General features: G+C 65.0%; 33 protein-coding genes. 30 read left to right on the top strand and 3 right to left on the bottom strand.

What is annotated here, in order from left to right; all coding sequences use genetic code 11:
- The first annotated feature begins 22 nt into the window (after nucleotides 1-22).
- The 26 genes from fusA (at nucleotide 23) to ACQKLX_RS17735 (ending at nucleotide 15,444) form a co-directional block, all read left to right on the top strand.
- Entirely contained in the window at nucleotides 23-2,098 is a 2,076-nt protein-coding gene (gene fusA, locus ACQKLX_RS17610; RefSeq protein ID WP_427362858.1) for an elongation factor G, read from the top strand.
- A gap of 50 nt (nucleotides 2,099-2,148) precedes the next feature.
- Entirely contained in the window at nucleotides 2,149-3,339 is a 1,191-nt protein-coding gene (gene tuf / locus ACQKLX_RS17615; RefSeq protein WP_427362859.1) for an elongation factor Tu, read from the top strand.
- 67 nt (nucleotides 3,340-3,406) lie between these two features.
- Complete coding sequence (gene rpsJ, locus ACQKLX_RS17620; RefSeq protein ID WP_043237115.1) at nucleotides 3,407-3,715, top strand: 30S ribosomal protein S10; 309 nt, start codon at nucleotides 3,407-3,409, stop codon at nucleotides 3,713-3,715.
- A 69-nt stretch (nucleotides 3,716-3,784) separates the two neighbouring features.
- Nucleotides 3,785-4,519 carry a 50S ribosomal protein L3 gene (gene rplC / locus ACQKLX_RS17625; protein ID WP_427362860.1) on the top strand — a complete coding sequence of 245 codons (735 nt, stop codon included), beginning with the start codon at nucleotides 3,785-3,787 and terminating at the stop codon, nucleotides 4,517-4,519.
- A complete protein-coding gene (gene rplD / locus ACQKLX_RS17630; RefSeq protein ID WP_137881201.1) occupies nucleotides 4,519-5,139 on the top strand; it encodes a 50S ribosomal protein L4 in 621 nt (206 codons plus the stop codon). Before rplC ends, rplD begins: the two co-directional genes overlap by 1 nt.
- Nucleotides 5,136-5,444, top strand: coding sequence for a 50S ribosomal protein L23 (locus ACQKLX_RS17635; protein WP_092159641.1), 309 nt, complete (start codon nucleotides 5,136-5,138; stop codon nucleotides 5,442-5,444). The genes rplD and ACQKLX_RS17635 overlap by 4 nt, the downstream gene beginning before the upstream one ends.
- Nucleotides 5,445-5,458: 14 nt before the next feature.
- Nucleotides 5,459-6,301, top strand: coding sequence for a 50S ribosomal protein L2 (gene rplB / locus ACQKLX_RS17640; RefSeq protein WP_427362861.1), 843 nt, complete (start codon nucleotides 5,459-5,461; stop codon nucleotides 6,299-6,301).
- Nucleotides 6,302-6,309: 8 nt separating this feature from the next.
- On the top strand, nucleotides 6,310-6,588 hold the full coding sequence (rpsS, locus tag ACQKLX_RS17645) for a 30S ribosomal protein S19 (protein ID WP_092159618.1): 279 nt from the start codon (nucleotides 6,310-6,312) through the stop codon (nucleotides 6,586-6,588).
- A gap of 3 nt (nucleotides 6,589-6,591) precedes the next feature.
- A complete protein-coding gene (gene rplV / locus ACQKLX_RS17650; RefSeq protein ID WP_091842262.1) occupies nucleotides 6,592-6,975 on the top strand; it encodes a 50S ribosomal protein L22 in 384 nt (127 codons plus the stop codon).
- Nucleotides 6,976-6,985: 10 nt separating this feature from the next.
- Nucleotides 6,986-7,702 carry a 30S ribosomal protein S3 gene (gene rpsC, locus ACQKLX_RS17655; RefSeq protein ID WP_092159609.1) on the top strand — a complete coding sequence of 239 codons (717 nt, stop codon included), beginning with the start codon at nucleotides 6,986-6,988 and terminating at the stop codon, nucleotides 7,700-7,702.
- A gap of 18 nt (nucleotides 7,703-7,720) precedes the next feature.
- Nucleotides 7,721-8,134, top strand: coding sequence for a 50S ribosomal protein L16 (gene rplP, locus ACQKLX_RS17660; RefSeq protein WP_057193262.1), 414 nt, complete (start codon nucleotides 7,721-7,723; stop codon nucleotides 8,132-8,134).
- 10 nt (nucleotides 8,135-8,144) lie between these two features.
- Complete coding sequence (rpmC, locus tag ACQKLX_RS17665) at nucleotides 8,145-8,357, top strand: 50S ribosomal protein L29 (RefSeq protein WP_092159607.1); 213 nt, start codon at nucleotides 8,145-8,147, stop codon at nucleotides 8,355-8,357.
- Between the two features lie 13 nt (nucleotides 8,358-8,370).
- Nucleotides 8,371-8,613 carry a 30S ribosomal protein S17 gene (gene rpsQ, locus ACQKLX_RS17670; protein WP_091842255.1) on the top strand — a complete coding sequence of 81 codons (243 nt, stop codon included), beginning with the start codon at nucleotides 8,371-8,373 and terminating at the stop codon, nucleotides 8,611-8,613.
- A 111-nt stretch (nucleotides 8,614-8,724) separates the two neighbouring features.
- A complete protein-coding gene (gene rplN / locus ACQKLX_RS17675) occupies nucleotides 8,725-9,093 on the top strand; it encodes a 50S ribosomal protein L14 (RefSeq protein WP_057193256.1) in 369 nt (122 codons plus the stop codon).
- On the top strand, nucleotides 9,093-9,410 hold the full coding sequence (gene rplX, locus ACQKLX_RS17680; protein WP_427362862.1) for a 50S ribosomal protein L24: 318 nt from the start codon (nucleotides 9,093-9,095) through the stop codon (nucleotides 9,408-9,410). The genes rplN and rplX overlap by 1 nt, the downstream gene beginning before the upstream one ends.
- Nucleotides 9,403-9,969 carry a 50S ribosomal protein L5 gene (gene rplE / locus ACQKLX_RS17685; protein WP_427362863.1) on the top strand — a complete coding sequence of 189 codons (567 nt, stop codon included), beginning with the start codon at nucleotides 9,403-9,405 and terminating at the stop codon, nucleotides 9,967-9,969. Before rplX ends, rplE begins: the two co-directional genes overlap by 8 nt.
- Before the next feature lie 36 nt (nucleotides 9,970-10,005).
- Entirely contained in the window at nucleotides 10,006-10,311 is a 306-nt protein-coding gene (rpsN, locus tag ACQKLX_RS17690) for a 30S ribosomal protein S14 (RefSeq protein ID WP_092159603.1), read from the top strand.
- Nucleotides 10,312-10,323: 12 nt separating this feature from the next.
- A complete protein-coding gene (gene rpsH, locus ACQKLX_RS17695) occupies nucleotides 10,324-10,722 on the top strand; it encodes a 30S ribosomal protein S8 (RefSeq protein WP_427362864.1) in 399 nt (132 codons plus the stop codon).
- Between the two features lie 30 nt (nucleotides 10,723-10,752).
- A complete protein-coding gene (gene rplF / locus ACQKLX_RS17700) occupies nucleotides 10,753-11,286 on the top strand; it encodes a 50S ribosomal protein L6 (protein WP_427362865.1) in 534 nt (177 codons plus the stop codon).
- Nucleotides 11,287-11,297: 11 nt separating this feature from the next.
- On the top strand, nucleotides 11,298-11,660 hold the full coding sequence (gene rplR / locus ACQKLX_RS17705) for a 50S ribosomal protein L18 (protein ID WP_427362866.1): 363 nt from the start codon (nucleotides 11,298-11,300) through the stop codon (nucleotides 11,658-11,660).
- A 134-nt stretch (nucleotides 11,661-11,794) separates the two neighbouring features.
- Entirely contained in the window at nucleotides 11,795-12,355 is a 561-nt protein-coding gene (gene rpsE / locus ACQKLX_RS17710) for a 30S ribosomal protein S5 (protein ID WP_092159597.1), read from the top strand.
- A 10-nt stretch (nucleotides 12,356-12,365) separates the two neighbouring features.
- Nucleotides 12,366-12,560, top strand: a complete 195-nt coding sequence (gene rpmD / locus ACQKLX_RS17715; RefSeq protein WP_427362867.1) for a 50S ribosomal protein L30 — start codon at nucleotides 12,366-12,368, stop codon at nucleotides 12,558-12,560.
- Nucleotides 12,561-12,573: 13 nt separating this feature from the next.
- Entirely contained in the window at nucleotides 12,574-13,053 is a 480-nt protein-coding gene (gene rplO, locus ACQKLX_RS17720) for a 50S ribosomal protein L15 (protein ID WP_427362868.1), read from the top strand.
- Between the two features lie 97 nt (nucleotides 13,054-13,150).
- Nucleotides 13,151-14,488, top strand: coding sequence for a preprotein translocase subunit SecY (gene secY / locus ACQKLX_RS17725; protein ID WP_427362869.1), 1,338 nt, complete (start codon nucleotides 13,151-13,153; stop codon nucleotides 14,486-14,488).
- On the top strand, nucleotides 14,488-15,069 hold the full coding sequence (locus ACQKLX_RS17730; RefSeq protein ID WP_427362870.1) for an adenylate kinase: 582 nt from the start codon (nucleotides 14,488-14,490) through the stop codon (nucleotides 15,067-15,069). Before secY ends, ACQKLX_RS17730 begins: the two co-directional genes overlap by 1 nt.
- Before the next feature lie 72 nt (nucleotides 15,070-15,141).
- Nucleotides 15,142-15,444 carry an alkylphosphonate utilization protein gene (locus ACQKLX_RS17735; RefSeq protein ID WP_427362871.1) on the top strand — a complete coding sequence of 101 codons (303 nt, stop codon included), beginning with the start codon at nucleotides 15,142-15,144 and terminating at the stop codon, nucleotides 15,442-15,444.
- 11 nt (nucleotides 15,445-15,455) lie between these two features.
- On the opposite strand, the gene ACQKLX_RS17740 is transcribed toward ACQKLX_RS17735, so the two are convergent.
- Together ACQKLX_RS17740 and ACQKLX_RS17745 are read right to left on the bottom strand one after the other, a co-directional pair.
- Nucleotides 15,456-15,857, bottom strand: a complete 402-nt coding sequence (locus tag ACQKLX_RS17740; RefSeq protein WP_427362872.1) for a type II toxin-antitoxin system VapC family toxin — start codon at nucleotides 15,855-15,857, stop codon at nucleotides 15,456-15,458.
- On the bottom strand, nucleotides 15,854-16,090 hold the full coding sequence (locus ACQKLX_RS17745) for an antitoxin (RefSeq protein WP_427362873.1): 237 nt from the start codon (nucleotides 16,088-16,090) through the stop codon (nucleotides 15,854-15,856). Before ACQKLX_RS17745 ends, ACQKLX_RS17740 begins: the two co-directional genes overlap by 4 nt.
- Nucleotides 16,091-16,258: 168 nt before the next feature.
- Between ACQKLX_RS17745 and ACQKLX_RS17750 the strand changes: the two genes are divergently transcribed.
- Complete coding sequence (locus tag ACQKLX_RS17750; RefSeq protein WP_427362874.1) at nucleotides 16,259-17,239, top strand: hypothetical protein; 981 nt, start codon at nucleotides 16,259-16,261, stop codon at nucleotides 17,237-17,239.
- Here the strand turns inward: ACQKLX_RS17750 and ACQKLX_RS17755 are convergent.
- Nucleotides 17,233-17,400, bottom strand: coding sequence for a hypothetical protein (locus ACQKLX_RS17755; RefSeq protein ID WP_427362875.1), 168 nt, complete (start codon nucleotides 17,398-17,400; stop codon nucleotides 17,233-17,235). The two genes, ACQKLX_RS17750 and ACQKLX_RS17755, sit on opposite strands and share 7 nt — an antisense overlap.
- A gap of 45 nt (nucleotides 17,401-17,445) precedes the next feature.
- On the opposite strand from ACQKLX_RS17755, the gene ACQKLX_RS17760 reads away from it, so the two are divergent.
- The 3 genes from ACQKLX_RS17760 to rpsK all read left to right on the top strand — a co-directional run.
- Complete coding sequence (locus ACQKLX_RS17760) at nucleotides 17,446-18,642, top strand: ABC transporter substrate-binding protein (RefSeq protein ID WP_427362876.1); 1,197 nt, start codon at nucleotides 17,446-17,448, stop codon at nucleotides 18,640-18,642.
- A gap of 224 nt (nucleotides 18,643-18,866) precedes the next feature.
- Nucleotides 18,867-19,235, top strand: coding sequence for a 30S ribosomal protein S13 (gene rpsM, locus ACQKLX_RS17765; protein WP_137881186.1), 369 nt, complete (start codon nucleotides 18,867-18,869; stop codon nucleotides 19,233-19,235).
- A 122-nt stretch (nucleotides 19,236-19,357) separates the two neighbouring features.
- Nucleotides 19,358-19,718 (top strand): 30S ribosomal protein S11 (rpsK, locus tag ACQKLX_RS17770; protein WP_427362877.1); only part of this gene is annotated, 361 nt, incomplete at its 3' end.

Genomic DNA, 19,718 nt, shown 5'->3' on the forward strand with positions numbered 1-19,718 from the left:
CCCGGAAAGACAGAGCATCTCCATGCCCCGTTCTCATCCCATCGATCGCTATCGCAACTTCGGCATCATGGCCCACATTGATGCCGGCAAGACGACGACGACCGAGCGCATCCTGTTCTACACCGGCAAAAGCCATAAGATCGGCGAAGTCCATGACGGCGCCGCGACCATGGACTGGATGACGCAGGAGCAGGAGCGTGGCATCACGATCACCTCCGCCGCGACGACCTGCTTCTGGCGCGACAACCGCCTGAACATCATCGACACCCCCGGCCACGTCGACTTCACCATCGAAGTCGAGCGTTCGCTGCGCGTGCTCGACGGCGCCGTGTGCGTGCTCGACGGCAACCAGGGCGTCGAGCCGCAGACCGAGACCGTCTGGCGCCAGGCCGACAAGTACGACGTCCCGCGCGTCGTCTTCGTCAACAAGATGGACAAGATCGGCGCCGATTTCTATCGCTGCGTCCAGGACATCATCGACCGCGTCGCCGGCAAGCCCGTCTGCCTGCAGATCCCGATCGGTTCGGAGTCGAACTTCGCCGGCGTGATCGACCTCATCAAGATGAAGGCGATCGTCTGGAACGGCGAGGCGCTCGGCGCGTCCTTCGACGAGAAGGAAATCCCGGCCGATCTTGCCGACAAGGCCGCCGAGTATCGCTCGAAGCTGGTCGAAGCCGCCGTCGAGATGGACGATGCGGCGATGGAAGCCTATCTCGAGGGCAACGAGCCTGACGCCGATACGCTGCGCCGTCTGGTGCGCACGGCCGTGCAGCGCCGCGCCTTCCATCCGGTTCTCTGCGGCTCGGCCTTCAAGAACAAGGGCGTGCAGCCCCTGCTCGACGCCGTCGTCGACTTCCTGCCGTCGCCGGTCGATCGCGGCGCGGTCGAAGGCATCGACTTCAAGACCGAAGAGCCGACCACCCGCGAGCCGACCGACGAAGCTCCGTTCGCGATGCTCGCCTTCAAGATCATGGACGACCCCTTCGTCGGCACGATCACCTTCTGCCGCGTCTATTCCGGCAAGGTCGAGGCGGGCCAGGGCGTGATCAACTCGACGCGCGACAAGAAAGAGCGCGTCGGCCGCATGCTGCTGATGCACGCGAACAACCGCGAGGACATCAAGGAAGCCTATGCCGGCGACATCGTCGCCCTGGCCGGCCTCAAGGACGTCCGTACCGGCGACACGCTGTGCGACCCGAGCCAGGCGGTGATCCTGGAGCGCATGGAGTTCCCCGAGCCGGTCATCACGATCGCGATCGAGCCGAAATCCAAGGCCGACCAGGAGAAGCTGGGCCTGGCCCTGTCGAAGCTCGCGAACGAGGATCCGTCCTTCCGCGTCTCGACCGACCAGGAATCCGGCCAGACCATCCTGAAGGGCATGGGCGAGCTCCATCTCGACATCAAGGTCGACATCCTGAAGCGCACCTACAAGGTCGACGCCAATATCGGCGCGCCGCAGGTTGCGTATCGCGAGACGCTGACCAAGAAGGCCGAGGTCGACTACACCCACAAGAAGCAGACCGGCGGCACCGGCCAGTTCGCCCGCGTCAAGCTGGTGATCGAACCGAACGAGACCGGCAAGGGCTTCGAGTTCGAGTCGAAGATCGTCGGCGGCGCGGTGCCGAAGGAGTATATCCCCGGCGTCGAGAAGGGCCTCAACTCGGTCATTGGTTCCGGCGTGCTCGCCGGCTTCCCGGTGGTCGACGTCAAGGTCTCGCTGATCGACGGCGCCTTCCATGAGGTCGACTCGTCGGCTCTGGCCTTCGAAATTGCCTCGCGCGCCGCTCTGCGTGAAGGCCTGCAGAAGGGCGGCTCGGTGCTGCTCGAGCCGATCATGAAGGTCGAAGTCGTGACCCCGGAAGACTATACCGGTTCGGTCATCGGCGACCTGAACTCCCGGCGCGGCCAGATCCAGGGCCAGGACATGCGCGGCAATGCGGTCGTCATCAACGCGATGGTGCCGTTGGCGAACATGTTCGGCTACGTGAACCAGCTGCGCTCGTTCAGCCAGGGCCGCGCCAACTATACGATGCAGTTCGACCACTACGAGCAGGTGCCGTCCGCGGTCGCTGCCGAGGTCCAGGCCAAATACGCCTGATCGAACAACGCATTACACTGAACACTTGAAGAGATCTGACGGAGGCTACGATGGCCAAAGAGAAGTTTTCGCGGACGAAGCCGCACTGCAACATTGGTACGATTGGTCACGTCGACCATGGCAAGACGTCTTTGACGGCGGCGATCACGAAGGTTCTGGCGGAGTCGGGCGGCGCGTCGTTCACGGCGTATGACCAGATCGACAAGGCGCCTGAGGAGAAGGCCCGCGGCATCACGATCTCGACGGCTCACGTCGAGTACGAGACCCCGGCCCGCCACTATGCGCACGTCGACTGCCCCGGGCACGCCGACTATGTGAAGAACATGATCACGGGCGCGGCGCAGATGGACGGCGCGATCCTGGTGGTGTCGGCTGCCGACGGCCCGATGCCGCAGACCCGCGAGCACATCCTGCTGGCGCGCCAGGTCGGCGTTCCCGCGCTGGTGGTGTTCATGAACAAGGTCGATCTGGTCGACGACGCCGAGCTGCTCGAGCTGGTCGAGATGGAGATCCGCGAGCTTCTGTCGAAGTACGACTTCCCGGGCGACGACATCCCGATCACCAAGGGCTCGGCCAAGGCTGCGCTGGACGGCGTCACCCCGGAGATCGGGCATGATGCGGTGATCGCGCTGATGAAGACGGTTGACGACTACATCCCGCAGCCTGAGCGCCCGATCGACCAGCCCTTCCTGATGCCGGTCGAGGACGTGTTCTCGATCTCGGGTCGCGGCACGGTGGTGACCGGCCGCGTCGAGCGCGGCATCGTCAAGGTCGGCGAGGAAATCGAGATCGTCGGCATCCGCGATACGCAGAAGACGACGGTGACCGGCGTCGAGATGTTCCGCAAGCTGCTCGACCAGGGCCAGGCGGGCGACAACATCGGCGCGCTGCTGCGCGGCACGAAGCGCGAGGACGTCGAGCGCGGCCAGGTGCTGTGCAAGCCGGGCTCGGTGAAGCCGCACACCAAGTTCAAGGCCGAAGCCTACATCCTGACCAAGGAAGAGGGCGGCCGCCACACCCCGTTCTTCACCAACTACCGCCCGCAGTTCTACTTCCGCACGACGGACGTGACCGGCGTGGTGCACCTGCCCGAGGGCACGGAGATGGTGATGCCGGGCGACAACATCGCCATGGAAGTGCACCTGATCGTGCCGATCGCCATGGAAGAGAAGCTGCGCTTCGCCATCCGCGAAGGCGGACGCACCGTCGGCGCCGGCGTCGTCGCCAGCATCATCGCGTAACGCGTTTTCGTGAGGGCGAGAGCCCTTCGGGGCTTTCGCCTTTTCACGTCACGGAGACAACAAGACCATGAACGGTCAGAACATCCGGATCCGCCTCAAGGCGTTCGATCACCGCATTCTCGATGCGTCGACGCGAGAGATCGTCTCGACCGCGAAGCGGACGGGCGCCCAGGTGCGCGGCCCGATCCCGCTGCCGACGCTGATCGAGAAGTTCACCGTCAACCGCTCGCCCCACATCGACAAGAAGTCGCGCGAGCAGTTCGAGATGCGGACCCACAAGCGGGTCCTCGATATCGTCGACCCGACCCCGCAGACGGTCGATGCCCTCATGAAGCTCGATCTCGCCGCCGGCGTCGACGTCGAAATCAAGCTCTGATCCGATTAAACGGGTCCTCTGTTTCCGGGTTTCCCGGATGGACATGACCCCAAAGGAAGGTATGCACCGATGCGTTCCGGTGTGATTGCACAGAAAGTCGGGATGACCCGCATCTTCACCGATGCCGGCGAGCACATCCCGGTCACCGTGCTGAAGCTCGACAACTGCCAGGTCGTCGCGCATCGCACGATCGAGAAGAACGGCTATGTCGCCGTGCAGCTCGGGTCGGGCTTGGCCAAGGTCAAGAACGTCTCGAAGGCGCAGCGCGGCCACTTCGCCGTGGCCAAGGTCGAGCCGAAGCAGAAGATCGTCGAGTTCCGCGTCAGCGACGACGCGTTGATTCCGGTCGGCGCCGAGCTGACCGCCGACCACTTCGTCGTCGGCCAGTTCGTCGACGTCTCCGGCACGACCACCGGCAAGGGCTTCGCCGGCGGCATGAAGCGCTGGAATTTCGGCGGTCTGCGCGCCACGCACGGTGTCTCGATCTCGCACCGCTCGATCGGTTCGACCGGTGGCCGTCAGGACCCGGGCAAGACCTTCAAGAACAAGAAGATGCCGGGTCATCTCGGTGTCGAGCGCGTCACCACGCAGAACCTGCGCGTCGTCCAGACGGACGCCGAGCGCGGCCTGATCCTGGTCGAAGGCGCCGTCCCCGGCGTCGCCGGCGGCTGGATCCACGTCCGTGACGCCGTCAAGCGCACGCTGCCGAAGGACGCCCCGCTGCCGGGCAAGTTCAAGGTCGCCGGCGAGAGCAAGGCTGAAACCGTTGAGGCTCCTACGGCCCAGGCTGAGGAGAACGCGTGATGAAACTCGATATCGTCACTCTTGAAGGCGGTAAGGCCGGCTCGCTCGAGCTGTCCGACGCGATCTTCGGCCTCGAGCCGCGCGCCGACCTGCTCGCCCGCATGGTGCGCTATCAGCTCGCCAAGCGCCGCGCCGGCACGCACAAGTCGAAGGGCCGCTCGGAAGTCGATCGTACCCGCAAGAAGATCTACAAGCAGAAGGGCACCGGCGGCGCTCGCCACGGCGCGGCTTCCGCTCCGCAGTTCCGCGGCGGCGGCAAGGCCTTCGGCCCGGTGGTGCGTGACCATGCTCACGAGCTGCCGAAGAAGGTGAAGGCCCTGGCCCTGCGCCATGCGCTTTCGTCGAAGGCCAAGGATGCAGGTCTGATCATCATCGACGACGCGAAGCTCGCGGAGCCGAAGACCAAGATCCTGCTCGGCCACTTCGGCAAGCTGGACCTGTCCAGCGCGCTGGTGATCGGCGGCGCCGAGATCGATGTGAATTTCGGCCTGGCGGCGCGTTCGATCCCGAACGTCGACGTCCTGCCGGTCCAGGGCATCAACGTCTATGACATCCTGCGTCGCGACAAGCTCGTGCTGACGCGCTCGGCTGTCGACGCGCTGGAGGCGCGCTTCAAATGAGCCAGTCCAAGAACCTCGATCCGCGGCACTACGACGTCATCGTCGGCCCCGTGATCACCGAGAAGGCGACGATGCTCTCCGAGCACAACAAGGTTGTCTTCAAGGTCGCCAAGACCGCGACCAAGCCGCAGATCAAGGCGGCCGTCGAGAAGCTGTTCGACGTCAAGGTGGTGAGCGTCAACACGCTCGTCACCGAGGGCAAGGTCAAGGTCTTCCGCGGCCGTCTCGGCCAGCGCTCTGACGTCAAGAAGGCGGTCGTGACCCTCGAAGAGGGCCACTCCATCGACGTCACCACGGGCCTCTGAGAAGGATCGTCATCATGGCTTTGAAAAGTTTCAAGCCGATCACGCCGAGCCTTCGCCAGCTCGTGATCGTCGACCGCAGCGAGCTCTACAAGGGCAAGCCGGTCAAGGTGCTGACCGAGGGCAAGTCGTCCTCGGGCGGCCGCAACAACAACGGCCGCGTCACCGTCCGCTTCCGCGGCGGTGGTCACAAGCGCACCCTGCGCCTGATCGACTTCAAGCGTCGCGGCAAGGCCGGCGTGCCGGCGACCGTGGAGCGGATCGAGTATGATCCGAACCGCACCGCCTTCATCGCCCTGATCAAGTATCAGGACGGTGAGCTCTCCTACATCCTGGCGCCGCAGCGCCTGGCCGTGGGCGACACCGTCGTCGCCGGCGACAGCGTCGACGTGAAGCCCGGCAACGCCGCCCCGATGGGCTCGCTGCCGATCGGTACGATCGTCCACAATGTCGAGCTGAAGATCGGCAAGGGCGGGGCGCTGGCGCGCTCGGCGGGCAACTACGCCCAGATCGTCGGCCGTGACCAGGGCTACGTCATCGTCCGCCTGAACTCGGGCGAGCAGCGCCTGATCAGCGGCCTGTGCTACGCCACCGTGGGCGCGGTCTCGAACCCCGACCACATGAACATCAACATCGGCAAGGCCGGCCGCAATCGCTGGCTGGGCAAGCGTCCGCACAATCGCGGCGTGTCGATGAACCCGGTCGATCACCCGCACGGCGGCGGCGAAGGCCGCACCTCGGGCGGCCGTCATCCGGTCACGCCCTGGGGTCTGCCGACCAAGGGCAAGAAGACCCGCTCGAACAAGCGGACCGACACGTTCATCGTGTCGAGCCGTCACGCCCGCAAGAAGAAGAACTGAGGTCCGTCATGGCGCGTTCGCTTTGGAAAGGTCCGTTCGTCGACGGATACCTCCTGAAGAAGGCCGAGGTCGCCCGTACCTCGAGCCGCTCTGAAGTCATCAAGATCTGGAGCCGCCGCTCCACGATCCTCCCGCAGTTCGTCGGTCTGACGTTCGGCGTCTACAACGGCCACAAGCATGTGCCGGTGAACGTCTCCGAGGAGATGGTGGGCCACAAGTTCGGCGAGTTCTCGCCGACGCGCACCTTCCCCGGCCACGCTGCCGACAAGAAGGCGAAGAGGAAGTAAGCCATGGGTAAGCCCTCCGCCCCCCGTGCGCTGCCCGAGAACGAGGCCAAGGCGGTCGCGCGCAACCTGCGCGTCTCCCCGCAGAAGCTGAACCTTCTCGCCCAGCTCATCCGCGGCAAGAAGGTCTCGACCGCGCTCGCCGACCTCGAGTTCTCGCGCAAGCGGATCTCGACCGATGTGCGCAAGTGCCTGCAGAGCGCCATCGCCAACGCCGAGAACAATCATGATCTCGACGTCGACGATCTGGTCGTCTCGCAGGCCTTCGTCGGCAAGGCGCTCGTCATGAAGCGCTTCCATGCCCGCGCCCGCGGCCGTGGCGCCCGCATCATGAAGCCCTTCGCCAACATCACGATCGTGGTGCGCGAAGTTCAGGCTGCCAAGGCCTGAGGAGAGAACGATGGGTCAGAAAATCAATCCGATCGGCCTTCGTCTCGGCATCAACCGGACCTGGGATTCGCGCTGGTTCGCCAACAAGGGCGAGTACGGCAAGCTGCTCCATGAGGACATGGCCATCCGCGCCGCCCTGATGAAGCTGCTGAAGCAGGCCGCCGTTTCGAAGATCATCATCGAGCGTCCGCACAAGAAGTGCCGTGTCACCATTCACTCGGCTCGTCCGGGCGTGGTGATCGGCAAGAAGGGCGCCGACATCGAGAAGCTGCGCAAGACGGTTGCGAAGCTGACGAACGCCGACGTGACGATCAACATCGTCGAGGTGCGCAAGCCCGAGATCGACGCGACCCTGGTCGCCGACTCGATCGCTCAGCAGCTCGAGCGCCGCGTCGCCTTCCGTCGCGCCATGAAGCGCGCCGTGCAGTCGGCGATGCGTCTCGGCGCCGAGGGCATCCGCATCAACTGCTCGGGCCGTCTCGGCGGCGCTGAAATCGCGCGCCTCGAGTGGTATCGCGAAGGCCGCGTGCCGCTGCATACGCTGCGCGCCGACGTCGATTACGGCGTCGCCACCGCCTTCACGACCTATGGCACGTGCGGGATCAAGGTCTGGATCTTCAAGGGCGAGATCCTCGAACACGACCCGATGGCCCAGGACAAGCGCCTCTCGGACGAGGGCGGCCGCTCCGGTGGTGAGCGCCGCGAACGTCGCGAGCAGGCTGCGTAAGGCTGATCGAGAAGAGCCATGCTGCAACCAAAGCGCACTAAGTTCCGTAAGCAGTTCAAGGGACGCATTTCCGGCGTCGCCAAGGGCGGTACGGACCTCAACTTCGGCCAGTTCGGCCTGAAGGCCCAGGAGCCGGAGCGCGTCACGGCCCGCCAGATCGAGGCGGCCCGTCGTGCCATCACCCGCGCCATGAAGCGCGCGGGTCGAGTCTGGATCCGGATCTTCCCGGACGTGCCGGTCTCGAAGAAGCCGACCGAAGTCCGCATGGGTAAGGGCAAGGGTTCGCCCGAGTTCTGGGCGGCCAAGGTCAAGCCGGGCCGGATCATGTTCGAGCTCGACGGCGTGCCGGAGGATATCGCCCGCGAGGCGCTCCGTCTCGGCGCCGCCAAGCTGCCGATCAAGACCCGCTTCATCCAGCGCATCGCCGAGTAAGGAGGGCGAGATGAAATCGACTCAACGCCTGTCCGATCTCAAAGTGATGAGCACGGACCAGCTCCAGGACGAGCTTCTCAAGCTCAAGAAGGAGCAGTTCAACCTGCGTTTCCAGCGCGCCACCGGCCAGCTCGAGAACACCGCTCGGGTCACCCAGGTGCGCAAGGAGATCGCCCGCATCAAGACGCTGCAGCGGTCGAAGACCGCGGCAGTGAGCGCCTGAGGAGTAGGGGACAATGCCGAAGCGCGTGCTGCAGGGCGTCGTCGTCAGCGACAAGCAAAACAAAACTGTTGTGGTCAAGGTCGAGCGGCGTTATACGCACCCGCTCCTCAAGAAGACGGTGCGCCGTTCGAAGAACTATCACGCCCATGACGAGGCGGGGTCGTTCAAGGTCGGTGACTCGGTCTGGATCGAGGAGTCGAAGCCCATTTCCAAGCTGAAAAGCTGGGTTGTGCTCGACAACGCCCCCAAGGCGTAAGTCGAATCATTGAGGCCAGGGGGCGATCGACCCCCGTCAGTCGTAGTCCGGGCTTAGGCACTCCGCCTTTGTCCGGAAACCGCGCTGATATGGAATGGAAGGATCAAGGCCATGATCCAGGTGCAGACGAATCTCGAGGTCGCCGACAATTCCGGCGCTCGCCGCGTGATGTGCATCAAGGTTCTCGGCGGCTCGAAGCGGCGCTATGCCCGCATCGGCGACATCATTGTGGTTTCGATCAAGGAAGCCATCCCGCGCGGCCGCGTGAAGAAGGGCGACGTCATGAAGGCGATCGTCGTGCGCACGGCCAAGGACATCAAGCGTCCCGATGGTTCGGTGATCCGCTTCGACCGCAATGCGGCCGTGCTGATCAACAACCAGAAGGAGCCGGTGGGCACCCGCATCTTCGGACCGGTTCCGCGCGAGCTGCGCGCCAAGAACCACATGAAGATCATTTCGCTCGCTCCCGAGGTGCTGTGATGGCTGCGAAGATCAAGAAGGGCGACAAGGTCGTCGTGCTCGCCGGCCGCGACAAGGGCAAGAACGGCGAAGTGCTCCAGGTCCTGCCGAAGGACGGCCGTGCCGTCGTGCGCGGCGTGAACTTGGTCAAGAAGCACACCAAGGCGACCGCCCAGTCCGAGGGCGGCATCATCAGCAAGGAGGCCACGATCGACCTGTCGAACCTGGCCGTCGCCGATCCGAAGGACGGCAAGCCGACCCGCGTCGGCTTCAAGGTGCTCGATGACGGCCGCAAGGTCCGTTTCGCCAAGCGTTCGGGAGATCTGATCGATGGCTGAGGCTCAGCAGGCGGCTCTCTCGCCGCGTTTGAAGAAGCATTACGAGGACGTCGTCCGTCCCGCGATGATCAAGGAATTCGGCTACAAGAACGTCATGGAAGTGCCGACCCTCGAGAAGGTCGTCATTAACATGGGCGTGGGCGAAGCCACGGCCGACCGCAAGAAGGTCGACAACGCCGCCGGCGATCTCGCCATGATCGCCGGTCAGAAGCCGGTCATCACCAAGTCCCGCCTCGCCATCGCCGGCTTCAAGCTGCGCGAGAACATGGCGGTGGGCTGCAAGGTCACGCTGCGCAAGACCAAGATGTACGAGTTCGTCGATCGGCTCGTCACCATCGCTCTTCCGCGGGTGCGCGACTTCCGTGGTCTCAATGCGAAGTCGTTCGACGGGCGCGGCAATTTCGCGCTCGGGATCAAGGAGCACATCGTGTTCCCCGAGATCAACTACGACAAGGTCGACCAGGTCTGGGGCATGGACGTGATCGTCTGCACGACTGCGAAGTCGGATGACGAGGCTCGCGCCCTGCTCAAGCACTTCAACTTCCCGTTCCGGCAGTGAGCCTTAGGGCTCATACGCGGAAACCAGGAGATATCGATGGCTAAGAAGAGCTCCGTCGAGAAGAACAACCACCGCAAGGCGCTCGTGAAGAAGTTCGCGGGCCGCCGGGCGCGCCTTCTCGCGATCGCCAATGACGAGAACCAGTCGATGGACGAGCGTTTCCTCGCTCGCCTGAAGCTGGCCGAACTGCCGCGCAATTCCGCCGGCATCCGCGTGCGCAACCGTTGCGAAGTCACCGGCCGCCCGCGCGCGTTCTATCGCAAGCTGAAGATGTCGCGCGTTGCTTTGCGCGAGCTCGGCAACAAGGGGCTGGTTCCCGGCCTCGTCAAGTCGAGCTGGTGAGGAGGTAGCATCATGGCGATCATCGATCCGCTTGGCGATATGCTGACCCGCATCCGCAATGCGCAGATGCGGCGCAAGTCGCGCGTCACGACCCCGGGCTCGAAGCTGCGCGCCCGCGTTCTCGACGTGCTGGCGTCGGAAGGCTACATCCGTGGCTATTCGACCACCGAGTTCGGCAACGGCCGCACCGAGTTCGACATCGAGCTGAAGTACCACGAGGGACAGCCGGTCATCCGGTCGATCTCGCGCGTGTCGAAGCCCGGCCGTCGCGTCTACTCCTCGGTCGAGACCATGCCGCGCGTGGCCGACGGCCTCGGCGTCACCATCGTCTCCACGCCCCGCGGCGTGATGTCCGATCACCTTGCCCGCGAGCAGAACGTGGGCGGCGAAGTGCTCTGCAAGGTCTTCTGACCTTCACAGCCGCTGCTCAGGAGAAATCCAATGTCTCGTATCGGTAAGAAGCCCGTCTCGGTCCCCGCTGGCGTCACCGCCAACGTCTCGGGCCAGCTGGTCAAGATCAAGGGCTCGAAGGGCGAGCTGTCCTTCGAGGTGCCCGAGGAGGTCTCGGTCGTCCTGGAGAACGGCGCCATCGCCGTCCAGCCGCGTTCGCAGACCAAGCGCGCCCGCGCGCTCTGGGGCACCTCGCGCGCCCGCATCAACAACCTGGTCGTCGGCACGACGGCCGGATTCGAGAAGAAGCTCGAGATCAACGGCGTCGGCTACAAGGCCGCGGTCGCCGGCAAGGTCCTGAAGCTCTCGCTCGGCTACAGCCACGACATCGACTACGAAATCCCGGCCGGGGTGACGATCACGACGCCGAAGCCGACGGAGATCGTCGTCGTCGGCATCGACAAGCAGGTCGTCGGCCAGACCGCCGCCGAGATCCGCGACTATCGCGGTCCCGAGCCCTACAAGGGCAAGGGCGTCAAGTACGCCGGCGAATTCATCTTCCGCAAGGAAGGCAAGAAGAAGTAAGGACCGGAGCCATGAGCAAGCAGACAGTTGCGACTGCGCGCCGCAAGGCCCGCGTCCGCCGCGCGATCAAGGCGGTGGCCAATGGCCGCGCCCGCCTGTCGGTGCACCGCACCGGCAAGCAGATCTACGCGCAGGTCATCGACGACACGAAGGGGCTGACGCTCGCTTCGGCTTCGTCGATGGACAAGGATATCCGCGCCGACATCAAGTCGGGCGCGAATGTCGAGGCCGCGGCGCAGATCGGCAAGATCATTGCCGAGCGCGCCATCAAGGCCGGCGTCAAGGAAGTCGTGTTCGACCGCGGCGCCTATATGTACCATGGCCGCGTCAAGGCGCTGGCCGAAGCCGCTCGCGAAGGCGGGCTGAGCTTCTGATCGGTTGAAGACCGCGGGATGCGGGAGGCCTCACGGGCTTCCCGCATGTCGCTTTTGGAAAGCCGCTCCATTCCGGGGCGCTCGAGCGAGCGGCGGGCCACGATCGGTACCGTCCGCGCAAGTAAGAGGAAGACATGGCGAGAGAACCTCGTGATCGCGATCGCGAAGAGCGCGATTCGGAATTCGTGGACCGGCTGGTCCACATCAACCGCGTAGCCAAGGTGGTGAAGGGCGGCCGTCGCTTCGGCTTTGCCGCCCTCGTCGTCGTCGGCGACCAGAAGGGCCGCGTCGGCTTCGGCCACGGCAAGGCCCGTGAAGTTCCCGAGGCGATCCGCAAGGCGACGGAAGCCGCCAAGCGCGGTCTCGTCCGCATCCCGCTGCGCGAAGGCCGCACGCTCCATCACGACGTCCAGGGCCGTCACGGCGCCGGCAAGGTCGTGCTGCGCGCTGCCCCGGCCGGTACCGGCATCATCGCCGGCGGCCCGATGCGCGCCGTCTTCGAAGCGGTCGGCATGCAGGACGTGGTCTCGAAGTCGCTCGGCTCGTCGAACCCGTACAACCTCGTGCGCGCCACCTTCGATGCGCTGAAGAACGAGGATTCGCCGCGCAGCGTCGCCGCGCGCCGCTCGCTCAAGGTTTCTGCCCTGCAGACCCGCCGCCGCGACGCCGGTGCGGATGCCGGCGCGGACGCGTGAGGAGGGTTCGATGGCAAAGTCCGGAAAGACCCTCGTCGTCGAGCAGATCGGTAGCCCGATCCGTCGCGACGCCTCGCAGCGCCAGACCCTGATCGGTCTCGGCCTCAACAAGATCCGCCGCCAATCGACCCTGCAGGACACGCCGGCTGTGCGTGGCATGGTCGAGAAGGTCAAGCACCTCGTTCGCGTCGTCGACGCGAAGTGAGGAGGGGCGAACCATGAAACTCACTGACATTCGTGACAACGAAGGCGCGACCAAGTCGCGCATCCGCGTCGGCCGCGGCATCGGTTCCGGCAAGGGCAAGACCGGCGGGCGTGGCGTCAAGGGCCAGAAGGCTCGCGCCGGCGTGGCGGTCAAGGGCTTCGAAGGCGGCCAGATGCCGCTCTATCGGCGCCTGCCGAAGCGCGGCTTCCACAACCTGTTCGCTCGCGAGCTGAACGAGGTCAATCTCGGCCGCATCCAGCAGGCCGTCGAGGCCGGCAAGCTCGACGCCAAGGGTGTCGTCACCATCGAGGCGTTGGTTTCTGCCGGCGTGATCTCGAAGGCGGCGCGCGACGGCGTCAAGATCCTCGGCGTCGGCGAGCTCAAGGCGAAGCTCGCCTTCGAGGTCGCCGGTGCGTCGAAGTCGGCCGTCGAGGCGATCGAGAAGGCTGGCGGCACGGTCAAGATCCTGGCGGCTGCCGCTTCACAGGCGTGACTTCCACGCTTACATGACTAACGCGAGCGGCGGCCGGGCCCGAAGCCTTGGCCGCCGTTCGACTGTCTAGACCAGATTACACCCAAGGACCGGACGCATGGCATCGGCGGCTGAACAGCTTGCGGCAAACCTGAACTTCGGCGCGCTGGCCAAGGCCGACGAGCTGAAGAAGCGGATCTGGTTCACGCTGGGGGCGCTGATCGTCTACCGGCTCGGCACCTATATCCCGCTGCCCGGCATGAACCCGGATGCGGTGGCCGACCTGTTCAAGCAGACCCAGTCGGGCGTGCTCGGACTGTTCAACATGTTCTCCGGCGGCGCCGTCGGCCGGCTTGCGATCTTCGCGCTGGCGATCATGCCGTACATCTCGGCCTCGATCATCATCCAGCTGCTCTCCAGCGTCGTCCCGACCTTCGAGGCGCTGAAGAAGGAAGGCGAGCAGGGCCGAAAGATCCTGAACCAGTACACGCGCTACCTGACGCTGGTGCTGGCGCTGTTCCAGGCCTGGGGCATCGGCGTGGGTCTTCAAGGCTCGGGCAATCTCGTGCTCGAACCCGGGCCGTTCTTCCTGATCTCGACCACGATCACCCTGGTCGGCGGCACCATGTTCCTGCTCTGGCTCGGCGAGCAGATCACCAGCCGCGGCATCGGCAATGGCACCTCGATGATCATCTTCGCCGGCATCATCGCCGAATTCCCGGCGCAGCTGGCCCAGACGCTCGAGCTCGGCCGCCAGGGCGCGATCTCGACCGGCCTGCTGCTGCTGGTGCTGGTCATGGCGGTCTGCGTCATCGCCTTCGTGGTCTTCGTCGAGCGCGCCCAGCGGCGCCTGCTGATCAACTATCCGAAGCGCCAGGTCGGCAACCGCATGTATGAGGGCCAGACCTCGTTCCTGCCGCTGAAGCTCAACACCGCCGGCGTGATCCCGCCGATCTTCGCCTCGTCGCTGCTGCTGCTGCCGACAACGATCGCCAGCTTCTCGCAGGCTTCGGGCGGCACCGGCATCCTGTCGACGCTGGCGACCTATCTGGCGCATGGCCGGCCGCTGTTCATGATCCTCTATGCGGCGCTGATCATCTTCTTCTGCTTCTTCTACACCGCGATCGTGTTCAATCCGGTCGAGACGGCGGACAACCTCAAGAAGCATGGCGGCTTCATGCCCGGCATCCGCCCGGGCGAGCGCACCGCCGAGCACATCGACCGCGTGCTGACCCGCATCACCGTGCTCGGCGCCGCCTATTTGACTATCGTCTGCTTGATCCCGGAGTTCATGATCACCTATGCCCAGATTCCGATCATCCTGCTCGGCGGCACCTCGCTGCTGATCGTGGTGACGACGACGATGGACACGGTCGCTCAGGTCCATGGTCATCTGCTGGCCCATCAGTATGAGGGGCTGGTCAAGAAGGCGAAGTTGAGGGGGGCAAGGCGCTGATGAGGCTGATTTTCCTGGGGCCGCCGGGGGCGGGCAAAGGCACTCAGGCGACGCGGATCGTCGCAAAGCACGGCATTCCGCAGCTCTCGACCGGCGACATGCTGCGCGCCGCCGTTGCGGCCGGTACACCGGTCGGTCTCAAGGCGAAGGCGGTGATGGATGCCGGCGGGCTGGTCTCGGACGAGATCGTCATCGGCATCGTGGCCGACCGCATCGAAGAAGCCGATGCGAAGAAGGGCTTCATCCTCGACGGCTTCCCGCGCACGCTGGCGCAGGCCGAGGCGCTCGACACCATGCTCGCAGGCAAGGGGCTGAAGCTCGACAAGGTGCTGGAGCTCCGGGTCGATCAGACCAAGTTGGTCGACCGAATCGTGCGCCGCGCCGAAGAAGCCAAGGCCGCCGGCCAACCGGTGCGCAAGGACGACGACCCGGAAGTCTTCAAGACCCGGCTCGAGGCCTATAATCGCGATACCGCGATCGTCGCTCCCTATTACGACAAGCGCGGCCAGCTTACGCCGATCGACGGCATGCAGCCGATCGACGACGTGTCCTCGGCGATCGAGCAGGCACTGGCGGGCTGAAAGCCCGGTCCGTTGTGAATTCGCGGCCGCGCGGTACTCGCCGCGCGGCTTTTTTTTGTGATGGAGCAGGCCATGGCCGATGGCGACGACGACTATGTCTATGACGAGGCGACCGGCGAATGGCGCCCGGCTTCGGAAGTGGCGGCGGCCGCAGCCTCGAAGCCCGAGGTCCGCGACGCCTTCGGCAACATCCTGGCGGATGGCGACGCGGTGACGCTAATCAAGGACCTCAAGGTCAAGGGCGCTGGCCAAACCCTGAAGCAGGGCACGGTGATCAGGTCGATCCGGCTGACGGACAATCCCGAGGAGATCGACTGCCGGCACGAGAGCATCAAGGGGCTGGTGCTGCGCACGGAGTTCGTGCGCAAGCGGTGAGGGGGCCGAACTCAGCTCAGCCAGTTCTCGACCTTGAGCCCGTCGACACGGGCGAATTCATCGGTGTTGGCCGTGACCATGACACAGCCGAGCGCTAGAGCCTGTGCGGCAATGAGCATGTCGTTGCCGCCGATCGGTTGGCCCTTCGCTTCGAGGGCCGTGCGCAGATCGGCATAGGCACGGGAAGCGGCTTCGTCGAAAGGAATGGCCTCGATCTCGAAGAGTAGGGCCTCGACTGTCGCCGACAGGCGCGCGGAGCCGGCTTTGCGGCAGCCATAGCGCAACTCGCCGGCGACGATCACGCTCGTCAGGATGTGGTGATCGCCGATCTCCGCGATACGCTTCGCAGCACGGCCCTGCGGCTGACGGACCAGATCGGAGATGATGTTGGTGTCGAGCAGATAGCGCGTCAAAGCTCCCGCTCCGGAGCTGGCGGGGGATCAGGAATTTCTGGAAAGACCTCGTCCAGTGGCTCCAGGCTGGCGAGGAGGGCGGACAGGCCCCGTTTCGCCAGCGGCTCGATGACGAGGCGATCGCCGTCGCGACGCATCAGGGCCTCGTCACCGGGAAGCTCGAACTCGACCGGGATGCGGACGGCCTGATTGCGACCGTTGCGAAACAGCCTGACATGCCGGATTTCGTTCATTCGTATGCTCCGACATTGTTGGCATATGCCTTAGCATATGCCTTGATTGCGCCGATCGCAAGGCTGAGGTCATGCCCTTGGCTCAACGAGAAGCCCCCCGTGTGCATCACCGCGGCTCTCCGACCGTGACGCCCGAACCTCAGCGTTCCAAACCCGCGAAGTTGTGGCATGCTGCGGCCTGCAAAAGCGGGCGGGCTGGCCGTGCAGGTCGATCCTTCGGATGTCCATCAGACGCTCGAATACCGGCTGGACGCGGAGTTCGCGAGCTGGCTGCCGATCGGCTTGCTGACCTTGTTCTGCGGCCTCTTCATCTTCGCCATGGAGATTCCCGACTGGCCGCGACCCGGCGAGACCTTAGGCGCGTTCGCGGCGATCCTCGTCGGCATCGGCCTCTCGGTCTTTGCGCTCCGGCGTCGCTTCCGGCGGGGCAAGCCGGTCTATGTGCTGTCGCCGGACGGGGTGCATATAAGCTGGTCGTCATCGCGCAAGGAGAGCTTCATCCCCTGGCGCGAGATCAAGGGCATCGACACGATCGACATCGTGGTCTGGCACTGGCTGGCGCGTAATCCGCGGAACCTGCACTATAACGACGTCACCGTGGTGCTGGTTTCCAAGCAGTTCTACCAGGCGAATCTGCATATCAAGTCGCTGTTCCAACGCGGACCTTATTGGCACCAGACCGCCTTCATCGAGAAGGGCGATATGGTCCAGTGCGCGCTGCATGCGGAATTCGTCGGCGTCGCGCCACAGCAATTGCGCGGGGCGGTCGAGGTACGCTGGCGGGCTTTCGGCAGAGAGCCGGACAGGCCGAAGCCGAGCGTGCCGGTCGTCTATGCCGCGCGCCGACCCGGCGACGCCGAGGCGGAGGCGCCAGGTAGGAAGGTGATCGCGGCAGGCGGGACGCCGCGACCGTTCTCGGCCTGGGATGCGATCAAGGTCGTGCTGCCGTTGATCGGCATCGTCGTCGCCGGCAGCAACCTTGCCGGGATCTGGTCGACCGATGCGCAGATTCAGGCGCGGGTGAAGAAGCGCGAATGGCAGGAGTGGAACGCCCGCTACGAGCGGGAACGGCGCGAGCTCGACGAGAAGCTGCAAAAGCAGCGCGAGGAGATGGACGAGGCGATGCGACGCGCCTTCACGCGCTATTGAGCGGTGGTCGTCACGAGGATGCCAGCGGTGCGCTTTTGCGGCAGCGCAAGCGGGATTTCGCGCTCCGCTGCCGCAATTGACACATCCTCTCGACGAAATTGAACTTCCGGCAGGCCCATGACGGCCAAGACATGGCGGCGGTAGCCGATGGCCGGTGGCATGCGCCATCGCCGGCTGACCGACCGGCCAGAGATCGGGAGGACAGCATGAAACGGGTTGCTTGCCTTGTGGCGGCCGCGCTGCTGGCGACGGCATCGAGCGTGCGGGCGCAGGATGCGGTCAAGATCGGCATCCTCAACGACCAGTCCGGCAACTACGCCGAGTTCGGCGGGCTCGGCTCGGTCGAGGCGGCGAAGCTGGCGATCGAGGACTTCGGCGGCTCGGTGCTGGGCAAGCCGATCGAGATCATCTCGGGTGACCATCAGAACAAGCCGGACGTCGCCGCTGGCCTGGCGCGGCGCTGGTACGATGTCGATGGCGTCACCGCCATCGCCGACCTGACCAATTCGGCTGTCGCGCTCGCAGTCGCCGGCATCGCCAAGGAGAAGCAGAGGGTCACGCTCTATAACGGCCCGGCGACGACGCGCCTCTTCAACGAGGACTGCAGCGCGACCGGCTTCATGTGGACCTTCGACACTGCGACCTCGGCCAAGGGCACGGCGCTGTCGATCCTGCGCGAGGGCGGTGACAGCTGGTACATCATCGCCGCCGATTATGCCTTCGGCCACCAGCTCACCGCCGATATCGAAGCGATCGTCGCGGCCAACAAGGGCAAGACGCTCGGCACGGTGCGCGCACCGCTGTCGACGCCGGACTTCTCCTCCTTCCTGCTGCAGGCGCAGGCCTCCAAGGCCAAGATCGTCGCCTTCGCCAATGCCGGAACCGACACGATCAACTCGATCAAACAGGCCGGCGAGTTCGGCCTGGTCGATGGCGGACAGAAGCTGGCGGCGATGGTCGTGGTACTGAGCGATGTGCACGGGCTCGGCCTCGACAAGGCCAAAGGGCTGATCACCACCACCGCCTACTACCATGACGCCGACAAGCCGAGCCGTGCCTTCGCCGATCGCTACATGGCCAGGACCAAGAAGATGCCGGGCATGATCCAGGCCAGCGTCTATTCCTCGGTGCTGCACTATCTGAAGGCGGTGAAGGCGGCCGGCACGGCGGCGGGGCCTGCGGTCGCGGCCAAGATGAAGGAGCTGCCGGTCGACGACTTCTATGCGCCCGGCGCCAAGATCCGCGAGGACGGAAGGCTGCTGAACGACATGCTGCTGGTCGAGGCCAAGGCTCCGGCCGAATCGAAGGCGCCGTGGGATTATTTCAAGGTGGTCCGCAAGATTCCGGCCGCCGAGATCATCGCGCCGCTGTCGGAGAGCAAGTGCCCGCTGGTGAAGAAGTAACGCGGCAGGGGTGGGCGCGCCTGGGTTGACAGGGCGCGCCCAACCGACTAACAGCCGGCCATCCGGTTTCATCAAGCGATGCCGCCGCCTTCGTGAGAAGGGGTGGTGTCGTATTCTCGCGTGGAACGGAATCAACGCTTCGCAAGGGCCGGCCTCCACCGGACGCGGAGTTATCGTCATTGTCGTGGCGCCACGCGCTGCGGCTGCATGGAGAGGTGAAGAACATGGCTCGTATCGCGGGCGTCAACATTCCGACCGGCAAGCGCGTCGTCATCGGTCTGCAGTACATTCACGGCATCGGCGCCCACAAGGCCCAGGAGATCTGCGAGAAGGTCGGCATCGCCGCCGAGCGCCGGGTCAACCAGCTGACCGACGCCGAGGTGCTGCAGATCCGCGAGACGATCGACCGCGACTATCTCGTCGAGGGCGATCTGCGCCGCGAAGTCTCGATGAACATCAAGCGCCTGATGGATCTCGGCTGCTATCGCGGCCTGCGTCATCGCCGCTCGCTGCCGGTGCGCGGCCAGCGCACCCACACCAACGCCCGCACCCGCAAGGGCAAGGCGAAGCCGATCGCCGGCAAGAAGAAGTGAGTTTCGGCGGGCCGGGCAACCGGCTCGCTGCATTGTTTTGCGTCGCCTGATCCGCTCGCGGGCAGGCGGCATCCCCAGCGCCTGGCATCACGGGCGCGCCTGAAGGATGGAAGAAAGAGATTATGGCCAAGGAAGCCCAGCGCGTCCGCCGTCGCGAACGCAAGAACATCGTCTCCGGCGTCGCGCATGTGAACGCCTCGTTCAACAACACCATGATCACCATCACCGACGCGCAGGGCAACACGATCTCGTGGTCGTCCGCCGGCACGATGGGTTTCAAGGGTTCGCGCAAGTCGACCCCTTATGCCGCCCAGGTCGCGGCTGAGGACGCCGCCCGCAAGGCTGCCGAACACGGCATGCGCACCCTCGAGGTCGAGGTCACCGGTCCGGGTTCGGGCCGCGAGTCGGCGCTGCGCGCGCTGCAGGCCGCCGGCTTCACCGTCAACTCGATCCGCGAAGTGAAGCCTTTAGCGGACAATGGCT

It is taken from the genome of Allobosea sp. NPDC003192, assembly GCF_050275675.1.
GTDB lineage: Bacteria > Pseudomonadota > Alphaproteobacteria > Rhizobiales > Beijerinckiaceae > Allobosea.

Excerpts from the sequence above, each read along its gene's own strand:
- fusA (WP_427362858.1), top strand. The coding sequence starts at position 23 with ATGCCCCGTTCTCATCCCATCGATCGCTATCGCAACTTCGGCATCATG.
- tuf (WP_427362859.1), top strand. The coding sequence starts at position 2,149 with ATGGCCAAAGAGAAGTTTTCGCGGACGAAGCCGCACTGCAACATTGGT.
- rpsJ (WP_043237115.1), top strand. The coding sequence starts at position 3,407 with ATGAACGGTCAGAACATCCGGATCCGCCTCAAGGCGTTCGATCACCGC.
- rplC (WP_427362860.1), top strand. The coding sequence starts at position 3,785 with ATGCGTTCCGGTGTGATTGCACAGAAAGTCGGGATGACCCGCATCTTC.
- rplD (WP_137881201.1), top strand. The coding sequence starts at position 4,519 with ATGAAACTCGATATCGTCACTCTTGAAGGCGGTAAGGCCGGCTCGCTC.
- ACQKLX_RS17635 (WP_092159641.1), top strand. The coding sequence starts at position 5,136 with ATGAGCCAGTCCAAGAACCTCGATCCGCGGCACTACGACGTCATCGTC.
- rplB (WP_427362861.1), top strand. The coding sequence starts at position 5,459 with ATGGCTTTGAAAAGTTTCAAGCCGATCACGCCGAGCCTTCGCCAGCTC.
- rpsS (WP_092159618.1), top strand. The coding sequence starts at position 6,310 with ATGGCGCGTTCGCTTTGGAAAGGTCCGTTCGTCGACGGATACCTCCTG.
- rplV (WP_091842262.1), top strand. The coding sequence starts at position 6,592 with ATGGGTAAGCCCTCCGCCCCCCGTGCGCTGCCCGAGAACGAGGCCAAG.
- rpsC (WP_092159609.1), top strand. The coding sequence starts at position 6,986 with ATGGGTCAGAAAATCAATCCGATCGGCCTTCGTCTCGGCATCAACCGG.
- rplP (WP_057193262.1), top strand. The coding sequence starts at position 7,721 with ATGCTGCAACCAAAGCGCACTAAGTTCCGTAAGCAGTTCAAGGGACGC.
- rpmC (WP_092159607.1), top strand. The coding sequence starts at position 8,145 with ATGAAATCGACTCAACGCCTGTCCGATCTCAAAGTGATGAGCACGGAC.
- rpsQ (WP_091842255.1), top strand. The coding sequence starts at position 8,371 with ATGCCGAAGCGCGTGCTGCAGGGCGTCGTCGTCAGCGACAAGCAAAAC.
- rplN (WP_057193256.1), top strand. The coding sequence starts at position 8,725 with ATGATCCAGGTGCAGACGAATCTCGAGGTCGCCGACAATTCCGGCGCT.
- rplX (WP_427362862.1), top strand. The coding sequence starts at position 9,093 with ATGGCTGCGAAGATCAAGAAGGGCGACAAGGTCGTCGTGCTCGCCGGC.
- rplE (WP_427362863.1), top strand. The coding sequence starts at position 9,403 with ATGGCTGAGGCTCAGCAGGCGGCTCTCTCGCCGCGTTTGAAGAAGCAT.
- rpsN (WP_092159603.1), top strand. The coding sequence starts at position 10,006 with ATGGCTAAGAAGAGCTCCGTCGAGAAGAACAACCACCGCAAGGCGCTC.
- rpsH (WP_427362864.1), top strand. The coding sequence starts at position 10,324 with ATGGCGATCATCGATCCGCTTGGCGATATGCTGACCCGCATCCGCAAT.
- rplF (WP_427362865.1), top strand. The coding sequence starts at position 10,753 with ATGTCTCGTATCGGTAAGAAGCCCGTCTCGGTCCCCGCTGGCGTCACC.
- rplR (WP_427362866.1), top strand. The coding sequence starts at position 11,298 with ATGAGCAAGCAGACAGTTGCGACTGCGCGCCGCAAGGCCCGCGTCCGC.
- rpsE (WP_092159597.1), top strand. The coding sequence starts at position 11,795 with ATGGCGAGAGAACCTCGTGATCGCGATCGCGAAGAGCGCGATTCGGAA.
- rpmD (WP_427362867.1), top strand. The coding sequence starts at position 12,366 with ATGGCAAAGTCCGGAAAGACCCTCGTCGTCGAGCAGATCGGTAGCCCG.
- rplO (WP_427362868.1), top strand. The coding sequence starts at position 12,574 with ATGAAACTCACTGACATTCGTGACAACGAAGGCGCGACCAAGTCGCGC.
- secY (WP_427362869.1), top strand. The coding sequence starts at position 13,151 with ATGGCATCGGCGGCTGAACAGCTTGCGGCAAACCTGAACTTCGGCGCG.
- ACQKLX_RS17730 (WP_427362870.1), top strand. The coding sequence starts at position 14,488 with ATGAGGCTGATTTTCCTGGGGCCGCCGGGGGCGGGCAAAGGCACTCAG.
- ACQKLX_RS17735 (WP_427362871.1), top strand. The coding sequence starts at position 15,142 with ATGGCCGATGGCGACGACGACTATGTCTATGACGAGGCGACCGGCGAA.
- ACQKLX_RS17745 (WP_427362873.1), bottom strand. The coding sequence starts at position 16,090 with ATGAACGAAATCCGGCATGTCAGGCTGTTTCGCAACGGTCGCAATCAG.
- ACQKLX_RS17750 (WP_427362874.1), top strand. The coding sequence starts at position 16,259 with ATGCTGCGGCCTGCAAAAGCGGGCGGGCTGGCCGTGCAGGTCGATCCT.
- ACQKLX_RS17755 (WP_427362875.1), bottom strand. The coding sequence starts at position 17,400 with ATGCCACCGGCCATCGGCTACCGCCGCCATGTCTTGGCCGTCATGGGC.
- ACQKLX_RS17760 (WP_427362876.1), top strand. The coding sequence starts at position 17,446 with ATGAAACGGGTTGCTTGCCTTGTGGCGGCCGCGCTGCTGGCGACGGCA.
- rpsM (WP_137881186.1), top strand. The coding sequence starts at position 18,867 with ATGGCTCGTATCGCGGGCGTCAACATTCCGACCGGCAAGCGCGTCGTC.